Source organism: Enterobacter asburiae (assembly GCF_024599655.1).
Lineage (GTDB): Bacteria > Pseudomonadota > Gammaproteobacteria > Enterobacterales > Enterobacteriaceae > Enterobacter > Enterobacter asburiae_D.
In genome coordinates this window covers 2,139,884-2,155,056 of the sequence record NZ_CP102247.1, presented here as the reverse complement: position 1 = coordinate 2,155,056, position 15,173 = coordinate 2,139,884, and the positions used below count along the sequence as shown (strand labels likewise).

Sequence of the window (15,173 nt, the reverse complement as noted above, 5' to 3'; positions counted from 1 at the left end):
CTTGCGATTATAACGGGTCTACTTTCAGGCAGGAAACCGCATGTCGGAAACTGCCTTCCAGAACCGGTCGCGTTTTCGCACATTCCGGCCCGGCCATTGGGCAGCGCGTGCGGAAGACGCAGCCCGACGGCGGGTTAATCGGTGAGGGTAATTCCCCTTCCAGAAGCTGGATGGTTTTATTTTTCTCCAAATCGGGATCGGGGATCGGCACCGCGGACATCAGCGCTCTGGTGTAAGGGTGCAGTGGATTGTGATACACCTCGTCATAGGTGCCCAGCTCCACGGCATGACCCAGGTACATCACCAGCACGCGGTCAGAGATGTGTTTCACCACGGCCAGGTCATGCGCGATGAAGATCAGCGACAGCCCCATTTCGCGCTGCAGCTTCTGCAACAGGTTAACCACCTGGGCCTGAATGGAGACGTCCAGCGCGGAAACCGGCTCATCGCAGATAATCAGCTTCGGTTCGAGGATCAGCGCACGGGCAATACCAATACGCTGGCACTGACCGCCGGAGAATTCATGCGGATAGCGGTTGATGAGGTTAGGCAACAGGCCGACTTTCATCATCATTGCCTTAACGCGATCGCGCACTTCCTGACGAGACATCTTCGGATGATAGGTTCGCAGCGGCTCGGCAATAATCTCGCCGATGGTCATACGCGGGTTAAGCGACGCCAGCGGATCCTGGAAAATCATCTGGATATCGCTGCGCACCTCGCGCCACTCGTCGGGTTTCATGCCCAGCAGATCTTTACCCAGCCAGGCCACTTTTCCGTCGGTAGCCTTTACCAGGCCGATAATGGCTCGCGCAAAGGTCGATTTACCGCAGCCGGACTCTCCCACCACGCCCAGGGTTTCCCCTTCGTACAGGCGCAGCGTGACGCCATCCACCGCTTTCAGGGTCTTAGGCGGCTGCCAGAACCACTGTTTGCCGTCTTTGATGTCGAAATGCACTTTAAGGTCGGCGATTTCGAGCAGCACGTTGCGTTTTTCATCTAATGCGTTCATACCAGCTCCTCCTGCGGCTTAAAGCAGGCGCGCAGACGGCCTGGTGCAAACTCTTCCAGCGGCGGAGCGCTGTTGCAGATTTCCATCGCGTGCGGGCAGCGCGGCTGGAACGGACAGCCTTTCGGCAGACGCAGCAGGTTTGGCGGGTTGCCCGGAATGGTGAGCAGGGATTCCCCTTCCGCATCAAGACGCGGCACCGCATTCAGCAGACCAATCGAGTACGGGTGCGCAGGCTGATAGAAGACATCGCGCGCTTTGCCGTATTCCATGGTACGACCGGCGTACATCACCAGCACTTTGTCACAGATGCCCGCCACCACGCCCAGATCGTGGGTGATCATGATAATCGCCGTGTTGAACTCACGCTTCAGCTCGTTCAACAGGGTCATGATTTGCGCCTGAACGGTAACGTCCAGCGCGGTGGTAGGTTCATCGGCGATCAGCAGCTTTGGACGGCACAGCAGCGCCATCGCAATCATCACGCGCTGACGCATACCGCCAGAAAACTCGTGCGGGAACATGCGCATACGCTTGCGTGCTTCCGGCATTTTCACCGCATCCAGCATTTTGACCGACTCTTCAAAGGCTTCCGCTTTGCCCAGGCCTTTGTGCAGCATCAGGACTTCCATCAGCTGCTCGCCAACGCGCATGTACGGGTTCAGCGAGGTCATGGGATCCTGGAAAATCATCGAGATCTGTTCGGCACGCAGCTTGTTCAGCTCGTGTTCCGGCAGGTTGAGGATTTCACGACCGTTGAATTTAGCGGAACCCCCAATCACGCCGTTAGAGGCCAGCAGGCCCATCAGCGCAAAGGCAGTCTGGGATTTTCCGGAACCGGACTCACCCACGATCCCCAGCGTTTCACCCGCGCGCAGGTTAAAGTTGAGATCGTTGACGGCGGTAACATCCCCGTCCGGCGTTTTAAAGGTCACGCGGAGGTCTTTCACATCCAGCAGGAGATTGTTCTGCTGTTGCACCTGTGGCGCAGTGGCCGTTTCAATAATTGTCATGACGGCGCTCCTTAACGGTCTTTCGGGTCGAGGGCATCACGCAGGCCATCGCCGATAAAGTTAAAACAAAACAGGGTGACGACCAGGAAACCCGCCGGATAAAGCAGCAGCCACGGTGAAACTTCCATCGAGTTTGCGCCATCGCTCAGCAGCGCGCCCCAGCTGCTCAGTGGCTCTTGTGTACCCAGACCCAGGAAGCTCAGGAAAGATTCAAACAGGATCATGCTTGGCACCAGCAGTGAGGCATAGACCACCACCACGCCCAGCACGTTAGGAACGATATGGCGAACCACGATATTCCCGGTAGATACACCGCCTACCTGCGCGGCTTCGATAAACTCTTTGCGTTTGAGGCTCAGCGTCTGGCCGCGAACGATACGCGCCATATCCAGCCAGGACACCATCCCGATGGCCACGAAGATCAGCAGGATGTTCTGACCGAAGAAGGTCACCAGCAGGATGACGAAGAACATGAACGGGAAGGAGTTCAGGATTTCCAGCAGACGCATCATTACCGAGTCTATTTTGCCGCCGAGATAGCCGGAAAGTGAGCCGTAGAGCGTACCCACGATCACCGCCACCAGCGCGGCAGCAATACCGACCATCAGCGAGATACGGCCACCGATAGCGACACGCACCAGCAGGTCGCGTCCCGAGGAGTCCGTGCCGAAATAGTGCCCTGATTCCATATCCGGCGCGCTGGACATCATGCCCCAGTCGGTGTCGAAATAGGTAAATTGCGACAGCATCGGCGCCAGGGTCACAAACAGCGCGATGATCACCAGAACAACCAGACTGGCAACCGCTGCACGGTTGTGCATAAAGCGACGGCGCGCGTCCTGCCAGAGGCTACGACCTTCTACTTCCAGTTTTTCACTGAAGTTTTCCAGCGCCTCGCTGTTTTTCTTACTCAACATCATGGCGTGCTCCAGCGTTAGTAACGAATTTTCGGGTCGATGACGGCATACAGCACATCGACGATAGCGTTAAAGAGAATGGTCAGCGCACCGACGAGAATCGTCAGGCTCAGAACCAGCGAATAGTCGCGGTTGAGCGCGCCGTTAACGAACAGCTGACCAATGCCAGGCAGACCGTAGATTGTTTCGATAACCATAGAGCCGGTGATGATCCCGACGAATGCCGGTCCCATGTAGGAGAGCACGGGCAACAGCGCCGGTTTGAGCGCGTGGCGGAAGATAATCCGACGCATCGGCAGCCCTTTAGCGCGCGCGGTACGAATGAAGTTCGAGTGCAGCACTTCGATCATTGAACCACGGGTGATACGCGCGATACTGGCGATGTACGCCAGAGATAATGCCACCATCGGCAAAATCATGAACTTCAATGCCCCGCCGTTCCAGCCGCCGCCAGGCAGCCACTTCAGCGTGATGGCAAATATCATCACCAGTAATGGCGCGACAACGAAGCTGGGTATCACTACCCCGGTCATTGCCACCCCCATTACGGCATAATCCCATTTGGTATTTTGTCTGAGCGCGGCGATAACGCCTGCAGTGACGCCGAAAACGATGGCCAGAATGAATGCCGCAGCACCCAACTTAGCCGAAACCGGGAAGCTGGACGCAACCAGGTCGTTAACGGAATAGTCTTTATATTTAAATGACGGTCCAAAATCGCCGTGGGCCAGTTGCTTCAGGTAATTGAAGTACTGGGTGGAGATAGGATCGTTCAAGTGGTATTTCGCTTCGATATTCGCCATGACTTCAGGCGGCAGCGTACGCTCACCGGTAAATGGACTTCCCGGCGCAAGGCGCATCATGAAGAAGGAAATCGTGATGAGAATAAATAGCGTTGGAATCGCTTCAAGACAGCGACGTAGGATAAATTTCAACATTGCCCGTACCTTCTGGCGTGTGCCTATATTATGTGACGTTGGTTAGACACCGTGGGGCGAGCACGCCCGCCCCACTCATTGCCATTAATGCTTGATAATATACAAGTTTTTAACGTAGATATTATCCATCGGGTCTTTACCGGTATACCCACCTACCCACGGTTTCACCAGACGGGCGTTAACGTAGTAGTAAACCGGAACGATCGCGGAATCTTTATCCAGCTGCTGCTCGGCCTTAGAGTACAGTTCTGTACGCTGTGCTTCGTCAGTGGTTTTCAGGGTGTCGCCAATCAGCTTGTCGAACGCCGGGCTCTTATAGTGAGCGGTGTTGTTCGAGCTGTCGCTCAGCATGGTGTTCAGGAAGGAGGTCGGTTCGTTATAGTCCGCACACCAGCCAGCACGTGCCACATCAAAGGTGCCCTGATGACGGCTGTCGAGGAAGGTTTTCCACTCCTGGTTCTCCAGCTTCACGTTCGCGCCCAGGTTCTTTTTCCAGATCGAGGCGACGGCGATAGCCAGTTTTTTGTGCAGATCGGAGGTGTTGTACAGCAGGCTGAAGGTCAGCGGCTTATCTGCGGTGTAGCCCGCTTCGGCCAGCAGTTTCTTCGCTTCGGCGTTACGCTGTTCCTGAGTCTGTTTGAACCAGTCTGGCTCGGTCAGTTTTGCGCCATCGGTGTATGGAGGGGTATAGCTGTACGCAGGCAGGTCGCCCTGGTTTTTCACTTTGTTCACGATGATATCGCGATCCAGTGCCAGCTTCAGCGCGGTACGGACACGTACGTCGGTGAACGGTGCTTTCTGGTTGTTGATTTCGTAGTAGTAGGTGCACAGGTACGGATCGACGTGAACTTCTTTAGGGATCTCTTTTTTCAGTTTCTGGAACAGTTCAATCGGCATGTTGTTATAAGTCATGTCGATTTCACCGCTGCGGTAGCGGTTAACGTCAGTCACTTCAGAAGAGATTGGCAGGTAGGTCACCTGGTCAATAACGGTTTTCGCGTTATCCCAATACTGCGGGTTACGGTCAAGCACCATACGTTCGTTGACCACCCAGTCTTTCAGCTTATAGGCACCGTTGGTTACGATGTTGGCAGGCTGCGTCCATTTCTCACCAAATTTTTCCACGGCGGATTTTGGTACCGGGGAGACGGACGGGTGAACCAGGAGCTTATAGAAGTACGGAACAGGTTCGCTCAACGTCACTTCAAAGGTATTAGCATCGATCGCTTTTACGCCCAGGTCGGTAATCGGCTTTTTGCCCGCGATGATGTCATCAATATTGGCGATGTGGCCATATTGCAGGTAGCTCGCATACGGAGAGGCGGTGTTTGGGTTTGCCAGACGCTGCCAGCTATATACGAAATCTTCGGCTGTGACCGGTGTACCGTCGGACCATTTCGCATCTTTACGCAGATGGAAGGTCCAGACTTTGAAATCTTTGTTTTCCCATTTTTCTGCAACACCCGGCGCCGGGTGGCCGTCTACGTCTGTCACCAGCAGGCCTTCGAACAGGTCGCGGTTAACGTTAGACTCAGGAACACCTTCAATTTTGTGCGGGTCAAGAGACTGAACTTCCGCACCGTTGTTACGCACCAGCGTCTGTTTCTCAGCCAGTTGAACACCTGCAGGAACGTCCGCAGCCATTGCAGCGTTGCCCGCGATTAGCGCAGTTAAAATCCCCGCCGCTACCAGATTTTTTTTTGTGATGATGGACATTGTGTTGGTACTCCACTCATTATAATGACTGGCCTTCGCCAGCTGTGTAATCCCCTGTTGGGGCCTGTACAGCGCAGGAGTTTTTTTTGCTGCTGTCAGGTTCTTCTTTTACTGCTTGCTATCACCGACTTTTTTATTACTGACCGCTCGTATGGCCGTCTTGCGTCGATTCTTTACAGGCCTCCCCTGTTTGAGACCTGCGCTGGATATCTGAGAAGAGAACTATATGAAAATAATTCTCATCTGCTTGTTTTATGCTGCAAAATATTAGGCCGGAAAGTATCAAATGGCGTAAACGCGCGCCAATACATTTTGCAAATTTGTTAAGCAATTCTCTTTTACGGTGAGTACCGCATCGTTGAGGGCAGCCCTGCCGGACATCGAACACCACATAAAAAACATGATATTCAACGAGATAGAGAAATTTTTCTCTATAAGCGCGTCGCTGCGCTATCTTCGAATGATTTTGTACAAAAATTTAACAACTGGTTATTATTTAGCACATTCATCTAGGGGAATGTTGAAATTACTAATATCATTTCGGTTATCGCTCAGCAAGCCCAAGAGTATCATGTGAGTAAAATAACAGAGCGATCGCAGATTTTCTGCGCAGGCGGGTTTTAGGGGAATTAATAACTTGTTGAAATACAAGCAATGAACATTATTAGTAGAATTTATTATGATATGTGAGCATTTCAACTTTAGTTATAGGATTTACTGATAATGACGTAAAAAAACGGAGCCGTCGCTCCGTTCTTTCATACGAAATATCAGTGTAGCAAACCGGGGAAAATGCTTTTAATACCCGTCACGATGAATTCAATCCCTAACGCCATCAACAGCAGGCCCATGATACGCGTTATGACGTTAATGCCCGTCTGCCCCAGCAGGCGCACCAGCCAAGGTGCCATGCGGAATACGCCCCAACAGCAGAGCGCGAAAAGCGCAATGGCGACGGAAAAACCAATCAGGTGCATCAGGCTATGGTAACGCGTGCCCCAGACAATAGTTGAACTGATGGCACCGGGGCCGGCCATGAGCGGCAAGGCCAGCGGCACCACGCCAATACTTTCGCGGATGGCGGTTTCTGACTTCTCCTGCTTGTTCTGTTTATCCTCGCCCAGCTTACCGCTGATCATGGACATGGCGATGGTCACGACCAGGATCCCACCCGCAATGCGGAAAGAGTCGATCGAAATCCCGAAGAGCTGGAGAATGGCGTCACCCAGAAAAAGGGAGGTGAGCAATATGATAGCCACTGACAGGTTAGCGGTGAGGTTGGTCTTATTCCTGGCCGCCGCCGTCTGGTAACTCGTCATACTAATGAAGACAGGAATGATCCCCACCGGGTTGACCAGGGCAAACAAACCAATAAAAAATTTAAAATACGTTGGAAAATCAAAGAGCGTTTGGATCACGTTTTGCTCCGCTTATACACATGCCCGGGACTGACAATTTGTCGTGAGAAATCGCGCTGAAGATACCCTTTTTATTAGCACACTTCACTCGAAATCTGTGGCAAAACGTTATCATTTCAGGATGTTAAACATATGTATAATCAATGATAGCGCCACTTCCAATACTTACGTAATTATTTAACACTGGAAAAATCTCAACGAAATAACCCTGCTGAAAGGTATCAGCTTGGGGGAAAATTGACGCAGATCATGATTTCCGTACTCAGAAGTGAGTAATCTTGGTTACGCCCCCAGGGAGATCGCCTGACAAAAAGGGATGATGCTAAGGTAAGGCTCTTTTAGTAAATTAGTGTGCTGACGCAGAAAGTAACTCTTTGTTTTACTTTGTGTTACGCAAGTCGTATCGGCTCTGTCTATACTGTGTGACGTATCGAGCGCTGGTTTACTAAAAGAGTTTAAACATTATCAGGAGAGCATTATGGCTGTTACTAATATCGCTGAACTGAACGCACTCGTCGAGCGCGTTAAAAAAGCCCAGCGTGAATATGCCAATTTCACCCAAGAACAGGTTGATAAAATCTTCCGCGCGGCCGCACTGGCTGCTGCAGATGCTCGAATCCCTCTCGCTAAAATGGCCGTTGCCGAATCCGGCATGGGTATCGTGGAAGATAAAGTGATCAAAAACCACTTTGCTTCCGAGTATATCTACAACGCCTATAAAGATGAGAAAACCTGTGGCGTGCTGTCCGAAGACGACACCTTCGGTACCATCACCATCGCTGAACCTATCGGCATCATCTGCGGTATTGTTCCGACAACTAACCCAACGTCTACTGCTATCTTCAAATCACTGATTAGCCTGAAGACCCGTAACGCAATCATCTTCTCTCCACACCCACGTGCGAAAGACGCGACTAACAAAGCTGCGGATATCGTCCTGCAGGCGGCGATCGCTGCTGGCGCACCAAAAGATCTGATTGGCTGGATCGACCAACCTTCCGTTGAGCTCTCCAATGCCCTGATGCATCACCCGGACATTAACCTGATCCTGGCGACCGGTGGTCCTGGCATGGTTAAAGCCGCATACAGCTCCGGTAAACCTGCCATCGGTGTTGGCGCCGGTAACACCCCAGTTGTTATCGACGAAACCGCTGACATCAAACGTGCCGTTGCGTCTGTACTGATGTCTAAAACCTTCGATAACGGCGTGATCTGTGCATCTGAACAGTCTGTTGTTGTTGTCGATTCCGTGTACGACGCCGTTCGCGAACGTTTCGCCAGCCACGGCGGCTACCTGCTGCAGGGCAAAGAGCTGAAAGCCGTTCAGGACATCATCCTGAAAAATGGCGCGCTGAACGCCGCTATCGTGGGTCAGCCAGCGTACAAAATTGCTGAACTCGCAGGCTTTACCGTTCCGGCAACAACCAAAATCCTGATCGGTGAAGTGAAAGTTGTCGACGAAAGCGAGCCGTTTGCACACGAAAAACTGTCTCCAACGCTTGCAATGTACCGTGCGAAAGATTTCGAAGACGCGGTAGAGAAAGCCGAGAAGCTGGTTGCCATGGGCGGTATCGGTCACACGTCTTGTCTGTACACCGACCAGGATAACCAGCCAGAACGTGTTGCTCACTTCGGTCAGATGATGAAAACTGCACGTATCCTGATTAACACCCCTGCTTCTCAGGGTGGTATCGGTGACCTGTACAACTTTAAACTCGCACCTTCCCTGACTCTGGGTTGTGGTTCCTGGGGTGGTAACTCCATCTCTGAAAACGTTGGTCCAAAACACCTGATCAACAAGAAAACCGTTGCTAAGCGAGCTGAAAACATGTTGTGGCACAAACTTCCGAAATCTATCTACTTCCGCCGTGGCTCACTGCCAATCGCGCTGGATGAAGTGATTACTGATGGCCACAAACGTGCGCTCATCGTGACTGACCGTTTCCTGTTCAACAACGGCTACGCTGACCAGATCACCTCTGTGCTGAAAGCGGCTGGCGTTGAGACTGAAGTGTTCTTTGAAGTTGAAGCTGACCCTACCCTGAGCGTTGTGCGTAAAGGTGCTGAGCTGGCTAACTCCTTCAAACCAGATGTGATTATCGCACTGGGTGGTGGTTCCCCAATGGACGCCGCGAAAATCATGTGGGTCATGTACGAGCATCCTGAAACCCACTTCGAAGAACTGGCGCTGCGCTTTATGGACATCCGTAAACGTATCTACAAGTTCCCGAAAATGGGCGTAAAAGCGAAAATGATCGCGGTAACCACCACTTCCGGTACCGGTTCAGAAGTGACCCCATTCGCGGTTGTAACAGACGATGCAACAGGTCAGAAATACCCACTGGCTGACTATGCACTGACCCCAGACATGGCCATCGTTGATGCGAACCTGGTCATGGAAATGCCGAAGTCACTGTGTGCGTTCGGTGGTCTGGATGCGGTAACTCACGCCCTGGAAGCTTACGTTTCTGTTCTGGCGTCTGAGTTCTCTGACGGTCAGGCCCTGCAGGCGCTGAAACTGCTGAAAGAAAACCTGCCAGCGTCCTATAACGAAGGGTCTAAAAACCCTGTAGCGCGTGAACGCGTTCATAGTGCAGCAACCATCGCTGGTATCGCGTTTGCGAACGCCTTCCTGGGTGTTTGCCACTCTATGGCGCACAAGCTGGGTTCTCAGTTCCACATTCCTCACGGTCTGGCGAACGCCCTGTTGATCAGCAACGTTATCCGTTATAACGCTAACGACAACCCAACCAAGCAGACTGCTTTCAGCCAGTACGACCGTCCGCAAGCGCGTCGTCGTTATGCTGAAATCGCAGACCACCTTGGTCTGAGCGCACCGGGCGACCGTACTGCTGCGAAGATTGAGAAACTGCTGGCATGGCTGGAAAGCCTGAAAGCTGAACTGGGTATTCCTAAATCTATCCGTGAAGCAGGCGTTCAGGAAGCTGACTTCCTCGCTCACGTAGACAAGCTGTCTGAAGATGCATTCGATGACCAGTGTACTGGTGCTAACCCGCGCTACCCACTGATCTCCGAGCTGAAACAGATTCTGCTGGATACCTTCTACGGTCGTGAGTTCAAAGAAAATGACGTTGCCGCTGTGAAAACAGAAGTTCCTGTCATCAAAGCTGACAAGAAAGCAAAGAAAAGCGCTTAACTGACAGCAAATGAAAAACCCGCCTTTATGGCGGGTTTTTTTATGTCTTAATAATAAGGCTAACCTTATTTCCTGTTGTCGTGCTGAATCGCCGTCAGCGAGCCTACAGACAGCGCTTCTTTATAATGCTTACGACATACCGATACATAGCGTTCATTACCGCCTATCACCACCTGCTCACCATCTGCATAAGGTTTTCCGGCCTGGTCGAGACGAAGCACCATACTGGCTTTGCGACCGCAGAAGCAGATCGTTTTCAGTTCGACGAGTTTATCCGACCAGGCAAGCAAATACTGACTCCCGGCAAAGAGCTCACCGCGGAAATCCGTGCGCAGTCCATAACAAAGCACCGGGATATCGAGCTCATCAACCACTTCAGAAAGGGCGTGAACCTGTTCACGCGTCAGAAACTGGCTCTCATCGACCAGGACGCAGTGAATGGGCTGAGCAGCATGTTCTGTGCGAATGTCTTCAAACAGATCGGTTTTCGGGTTAAACAGCCTGGCAGGCGACGAGAGCCCTATTCTGGAGCTCACCTTTCCTGCGCCAAAGCGATCGTCAATTTCAGCCGTATAAACAAGGCTACGCATCCCGCGCTCCTGGTAATTGTACGAGGATTGCAGCAACGCGGTGGATTTACCGGCATTCATCGCCGAATAGTAGAAATAAAGTTGTGCCATTGGCCGTAAAAACCCCAATCAATGTGTAATATTCCCGATGAGTCATTGTACCATATTTTGTCAGGTCATCAGCGATACAGCGCACAGAGGAAGCGGTTCAGCGCGGAGTTCAGCGCCTACTGTTTGCGAAAATAATCCGTTAAAACATGAAGTAAACGCATTCAGCCAGGTCAATATGTTATATGTTCAGCCAAACATAACACTTCTTTTTATAGTGGAATCACCGTTCATTAAAATTCACCATTTATTAACTATTTCAGTCTTAACATCACGGGTAGGAACTAATACAAAAGGCTGATATTTATCCGCCGCAACTATAATTCCTGCGGTAAATGTCACAAAAAAAAGATGCAATCGGCCGGGTTAAGCAGGTTTACGTGATAACAGGCGAGACTGTCGGGTGATGAAATTTAAGTTAGCGTAATTAATAATAGTGACATTATTTAGTATTTTTTGAATTCCTTACATTCCTGGCTATTGCACATCTGAATTTATGGCTCTATTATTAGGTCAACAAACCACCCCCCATTATAAGTTTGAGATTACTACAATGAGCGAAGCACTTAAAATTCTGAACAACATCCGTACTCTTCGTGCGCAGGCAAGAGAATGCACCCTCGAAACGCTTGAAGAAATGCTGGAAAAATTAGAAGTTGTAGTTAATGAACGTCGCGAAGAAGAAAGCGCTGCTGCTGCTGAAATCGAAGAGCGTACTCGTAAACTGCAGCAATATCGTGAAATGCTGATTGCTGATGGTATCGATCCAAATGAATTGCTGAACAGCATGGCTGCCGCTAAAACCGGTACCAAAGCCAAGCGTGCTGCTCGTCCTGCTAAATATAGCTACGTTGACGAGAACGGCGAAACTAAAACCTGGACTGGCCAGGGTCGTACTCCTGCTGTTATCAAGAAAGCCATGGATGAGCAAGGTAAACAGCTGGATGATTTCCTGATCAAGGATTAATCACGCCACATTCAGAAAAATCCCGCGTAATGCGGGATTTTTTTTAACCAAAATTTGTCGCAAACATCCCCTTACACTCTGTCATAACGTGTTATTCGGCTATTTCACAACGCTTACAACCACGCTGATTCCGGGGTGTTTTGGACATAAAAAAACCGGTGGGCAGCGCCTCACCGGTTTCGAACATTTGCAGCCCTGGCTTATTTCTTAAAACCAGCGCTCTCTTTGAGCCAGGTTTTAAATTCTTCGCCAAGGGTATTGTGGCGAATACCATATTCAACAAACGCCTGCATATAACCGAGCTTATTACCGCAGTCGTGGCTCTTACCTTTCATATGGTAAGCCTCAACGGTCTCTTTCTCGATCAGCATATCGATGGCATCCGTCAGTTGGATCTCATCACCCGCTCCTGGAGGCGTTTTCGCCAGCAGAGGCCAGATTTCCGCGCTCAGAACGTAGCGGCCTACGACGGCCAGGTTTGAAGGCGCTACGTCGGCTTTAGGCTTCTCTACCACGCCAACCATTGGCACACTTTCGCCCGGCTCAAGGTTAACGCCTTTGCAGTCAACCACACCGTATGCCGTCACGTCTTCAACAGGCTCAACCATGATCTGGCTGCTGCCGGTTTCGTCGAAACGTTTGATCATCTCAGCCAGGTTATCCTGAGAAAGATCGGATTCGTATTCGTCCAGAATAACGTCTGGCAGAATTACCGCGACAGGCTCATCACCCACAACAGGATGCGCACACATAACAGCGTGGCCCAGACCTTTCGCCAGGCCCTGACGAACCTGCATAATAGTAACGTGTGGCGGGCAAATAGACTGAACTTCTTCTAACAGTTGACGCTTAACACGCTTTTCCAGCATGGCTTCGAGTTCAAAGCTTGTATCGAAATGGTTTTCGATAGAGTTTTTTGATGAATGCGTAACCAGCACAATTTCAGTGATGCCAGCTGCGATACATTCATTAACGACATACTGGATTAATGGCTTATCAACCAGAGGCAGCATCTCTTTAGGAATCGCCTTAGTTGCTGGTAACATCCTGGTCCCCAATCCCGCTACCGGGATGACGGCCTTTCTGACTTTCGAATTTAGGGCAGCCATTCAAATTCTCCTGAGCTGTTCAAGTTTTGAACTTTTATGCAATAAATAACGCGTTGAGTATATCAGCCTCGCCCCGCAGTCCGGGTCTGAAAAGAACGCGTTGCCGATCAATTAGGATAAATACGCATGAAACTGGGCAGCGATAGTAGCACTCCCCACAAAACACAGGTAAAGCAATCTTAAAATTAAGATCCAATTGCTTATTCCGTGGACAACATTAAGCGTAGCCGTCCCCCGGCGCCCCAAATTTGGCACTGCCAGGAGGAACAGCGGTGGCTAATTTGATTAAGATACGCCGTTCCCAATGTCCCAAGCGGCACACCGTTACTTACCTGAATATGATGTTCACCGGTATTCAGTGAAGCATTGAGACCTGCTGAAACGAGGATCAGATTCTTTAAACCGCTGTGGTAATAGCCGACCAGCAGCGGGAACTGTCCGGGTAAATTGGCCTGGCGAAAAAGCTGGTTAACCTGTTTGAGTAAACTGCCTAACTCCGGGAGTCGTTGTCCTTGATGCGATAACTGTTCCTGCAGCAAACCATTAAATAGCGCGCGAAGAAGTAACGCGGCTAATACACCATTATCCCCCGCCCGGGTGACATCCAGAGAATAAAACGCAAGGTCGGAATCAGACAGAGGCGCGATATCCAGCACCAATCCTGGCTGGTCAGCCGCCACCAGCTGGCGATAATTTACGCGACAGTGTGAAATAGTTTGCTGTACGGGAGGCTGGAGTTCTTGCAACAGTTTCGCTGCGGCAGGTGGATTACTCACCAGGGCATCCCAGTCTTGGAAAAGACGCTCCTCTTCCTCTACCCGGGAATTAAACATATTGGGATAAAGGCACGCTAAGACCGTTTCACGAAGCCGGTTAAGATCCTTGACCGGTTTAAGCAGAATATCCTGTACGCCGAGACGTAATGCTTTGGCGATGTCCGCCATATTCTCTGTGGCAGAGATCACCAGAATCGGCGTCTGGTTGCCTTCGTTGCGCAGATGTTCAACCAGCTTCAGCCCGTTCATGCGCGGCATCGCAATGTCGCAAATCATCAAATCGGGCGTAATGCTGATCATTTTTTCCAGGGCGTCGATGCCATCTTCAGCCAGAGAAGTGATTGCTCCCAGCGAGGATAACCACGATTCCAGTAGAGATCGGAAAACGGGCTCGTCTTCAACAATCAAAATGTGTTTTCCGGCCAATGGCTGCGTCATGGTTCCTCCCCTGGCTGACAGTAACTAAATAGTGGCATGCTATCGGCACTATCGCCTGTCAGATTTTGCTGAAGTAATCAAAAAAAGGTGCTTAACGTGCTGCTTGCACAAAAGGCAACAACTCGTCCATTTTCTTTTCGACGGCTAACGAGCCCGCTGCGATGGCGGCCTCAGCCCGATGGAAATCAAGGGTAGATATTTGCGGACAGTAGGGTTGAATAAGAATATCTGGCGGGTCGCCGGCCATACGATTGCGCTTAAGGCGATTCTCCAGTACCTGGATTGACGTGGTCATGATTTCTATCGCCGTCGGCGCGGCAACCGAGCGGCGTGCGGCCATACGCCCAATTCTTCCGCGCAGGCGTTCATGCCAGGCCAGTTTCTCGCCCTCGGCATCTTCGCTCTGGAGATTGACCGGCATGAGGTCCTGCTGCATCAGGTGAGCGTCGTGCTGCAGGTCGACGGCAATCACGATGTCTGCCCCCATTGCTCGGGTCAAAGAGATGGGGACCGGGTTCACGACGCCACCGTCGACAAGCCAGTAGCCGTTGTGTGGGACAGGCGCCATGAGCCCCGGCATACTGCAGGAGGCACGCACGGCAAGGTGAATATCCCCTTCGGTCAGCCAGAGTTCGCGTCCCGTGCTAAGGTTCGTCGCGACGGCGCCAAAGGGCATCTGACAATCAGTGAAGTCTTCGAGAGGCATAACCTGGCGGAACTGGTTAAATACGCGTTCGCCGCGCAACAGCCCACCGCGCTGCCACGAGAGGTCCATCAGTCGCAGCACGTCCCAGTAACTGAAGGAGCGCACCCACGTCTCGAGTTCCGGAAGCTTCCCGCACGCGTAGGCGGAGCCGACAAGCGATCCGATTGAACACCCTGCGACAATATCAACGTCAATGCCCATCTTGTTTAAGGCATTAATAACGCCGATGTGTGACCATCCCCGGGCTGCACCTGAGCCCAGCGCCAGTCCAATTTTAACCTTTCTCATTAGTCCTGTTTTACTTCCCCTGGATTCCTGACATAGCGTCAACG

The 15,173-nt window shown here is 51.4% G+C and carries 12 protein-coding genes; 2 read left to right on the top strand and 10 right to left on the bottom strand.

The window, feature by feature from the left end; genetic code table 11:
- Positions 1-7 precede the first annotated feature (7 nt).
- The 6 genes from oppF to NQ230_RS10095 form a co-directional block, all read right to left on the bottom strand.
- Positions 8-1,012 carry a murein tripeptide/oligopeptide ABC transporter ATP-binding protein OppF gene (gene oppF, locus NQ230_RS10120; protein WP_023312094.1) on the bottom strand — a complete coding sequence of 335 codons (1,005 nt, stop codon included), beginning with the start codon at positions 1,010-1,012 and terminating at the stop codon, positions 8-10.
- Positions 1,009-2,022, bottom strand: coding sequence for an ABC transporter ATP-binding protein (locus tag NQ230_RS10115; RefSeq protein ID WP_029741727.1), 1,014 nt, complete (start codon positions 2,020-2,022; stop codon positions 1,009-1,011). The genes oppF and NQ230_RS10115 overlap by 4 nt, the downstream gene beginning before the upstream one ends.
- Before the next feature lie 11 nt (positions 2,023-2,033).
- Positions 2,034-2,942, bottom strand: a complete 909-nt coding sequence (gene oppC / locus NQ230_RS10110; RefSeq protein WP_023312096.1) for an oligopeptide ABC transporter permease OppC — start codon at positions 2,940-2,942, stop codon at positions 2,034-2,036.
- Between the two features lie 14 nt (positions 2,943-2,956).
- Positions 2,957-3,877: an oligopeptide ABC transporter permease OppB gene (gene oppB, locus NQ230_RS10105; RefSeq protein ID WP_008502786.1), complete on the bottom strand. Its 921-nt coding sequence runs from the start codon at positions 3,875-3,877 to the stop codon at positions 2,957-2,959.
- A gap of 84 nt (positions 3,878-3,961) precedes the next feature.
- Positions 3,962-5,593 carry an oligopeptide ABC transporter substrate-binding protein OppA gene (oppA, locus tag NQ230_RS10100; protein ID WP_121424019.1) on the bottom strand — a complete coding sequence of 544 codons (1,632 nt, stop codon included), beginning with the start codon at positions 5,591-5,593 and terminating at the stop codon, positions 3,962-3,964.
- 770 nt (positions 5,594-6,363) lie between these two features.
- The gene (locus NQ230_RS10095) at positions 6,364-7,011 is read right to left on the bottom strand and encodes a YchE family NAAT transporter (RefSeq protein ID WP_023312098.1); all 648 of its coding nucleotides are present in this window, start codon (positions 7,009-7,011) and stop codon (positions 6,364-6,366) included.
- A gap of 478 nt (positions 7,012-7,489) precedes the next feature.
- Between NQ230_RS10095 and adhE the strand changes: the two genes are divergently transcribed.
- Complete coding sequence (gene adhE / locus NQ230_RS10090) at positions 7,490-10,168, top strand: bifunctional acetaldehyde-CoA/alcohol dehydrogenase (protein ID WP_121424021.1); 2,679 nt, start codon at positions 7,490-7,492, stop codon at positions 10,166-10,168.
- A gap of 65 nt (positions 10,169-10,233) precedes the next feature.
- On the opposite strand, the gene tdk is transcribed toward adhE, so the two are convergent.
- Positions 10,234-10,848 (bottom strand): thymidine kinase, encoded by a 615-nt coding sequence (gene tdk / locus NQ230_RS10085; RefSeq protein WP_121424023.1) that lies wholly within the window; start codon positions 10,846-10,848, stop codon positions 10,234-10,236.
- Between the two features lie 550 nt (positions 10,849-11,398).
- Between tdk and hns the strand changes: the two genes are divergently transcribed.
- The gene (hns, locus tag NQ230_RS10080) at positions 11,399-11,812 is read left to right on the top strand and encodes a histone-like nucleoid-structuring protein H-NS (protein WP_008502781.1); all 414 of its coding nucleotides are present in this window, start codon (positions 11,399-11,401) and stop codon (positions 11,810-11,812) included.
- A 200-nt stretch (positions 11,813-12,012) separates the two neighbouring features.
- Here the strand turns inward: hns and galU are convergent, their stop codons facing one another.
- The 3 genes from galU to rssA all read right to left on the bottom strand — a co-directional run bounded on the left by galU (position 12,013) and on the right by rssA (position 15,129).
- Positions 12,013-12,921, bottom strand: a complete 909-nt coding sequence (gene galU / locus NQ230_RS10075) for a UTP--glucose-1-phosphate uridylyltransferase GalU (RefSeq protein WP_121424025.1) — start codon at positions 12,919-12,921, stop codon at positions 12,013-12,015.
- A 200-nt stretch (positions 12,922-13,121) separates the two neighbouring features.
- On the bottom strand, positions 13,122-14,135 hold the full coding sequence (rssB, locus tag NQ230_RS10070; RefSeq protein ID WP_121424027.1) for a two-component system response regulator RssB: 1,014 nt from the start codon (positions 14,133-14,135) through the stop codon (positions 13,122-13,124).
- A gap of 91 nt (positions 14,136-14,226) precedes the next feature.
- Complete coding sequence (rssA, locus tag NQ230_RS10065) at positions 14,227-15,129, bottom strand: patatin-like phospholipase RssA (RefSeq protein ID WP_121424029.1); 903 nt, start codon at positions 15,127-15,129, stop codon at positions 14,227-14,229.
- Positions 15,130-15,173: the final 44 nt, after the last annotated feature.

Excerpts from the sequence above, each read along its gene's own strand:
- tdk (WP_121424023.1), bottom strand. The coding sequence starts at position 10,848 with ATGGCACAACTTTATTTCTACTATTCGGCGATGAATGCCGGTAAATCC.
- hns (WP_008502781.1), top strand. The coding sequence starts at position 11,399 with ATGAGCGAAGCACTTAAAATTCTGAACAACATCCGTACTCTTCGTGCG.
- oppC (WP_023312096.1), bottom strand. The coding sequence starts at position 2,942 with ATGATGTTGAGTAAGAAAAACAGCGAGGCGCTGGAAAACTTCAGTGAA.
- oppB (WP_008502786.1), bottom strand. The coding sequence starts at position 3,877 with ATGTTGAAATTTATCCTACGTCGCTGTCTTGAAGCGATTCCAACGCTA.
- adhE (WP_121424021.1), top strand. The coding sequence starts at position 7,490 with ATGGCTGTTACTAATATCGCTGAACTGAACGCACTCGTCGAGCGCGTT.
- rssA (WP_121424029.1), bottom strand. The coding sequence starts at position 15,129 with ATGAGAAAGGTTAAAATTGGACTGGCGCTGGGCTCAGGTGCAGCCCGG.
- galU (WP_121424025.1), bottom strand. The coding sequence starts at position 12,921 with ATGGCTGCCCTAAATTCGAAAGTCAGAAAGGCCGTCATCCCGGTAGCG.
- NQ230_RS10115 (WP_029741727.1), bottom strand. The coding sequence starts at position 2,022 with ATGACAATTATTGAAACGGCCACTGCGCCACAGGTGCAACAGCAGAAC.
- rssB (WP_121424027.1), bottom strand. The coding sequence starts at position 14,135 with ATGACGCAGCCATTGGCCGGAAAACACATTTTGATTGTTGAAGACGAG.
- oppA (WP_121424019.1), bottom strand. The coding sequence starts at position 5,593 with ATGTCCATCATCACAAAAAAAAATCTGGTAGCGGCGGGGATTTTAACT.
- oppF (WP_023312094.1), bottom strand. The coding sequence starts at position 1,012 with ATGAACGCATTAGATGAAAAACGCAACGTGCTGCTCGAAATCGCCGAC.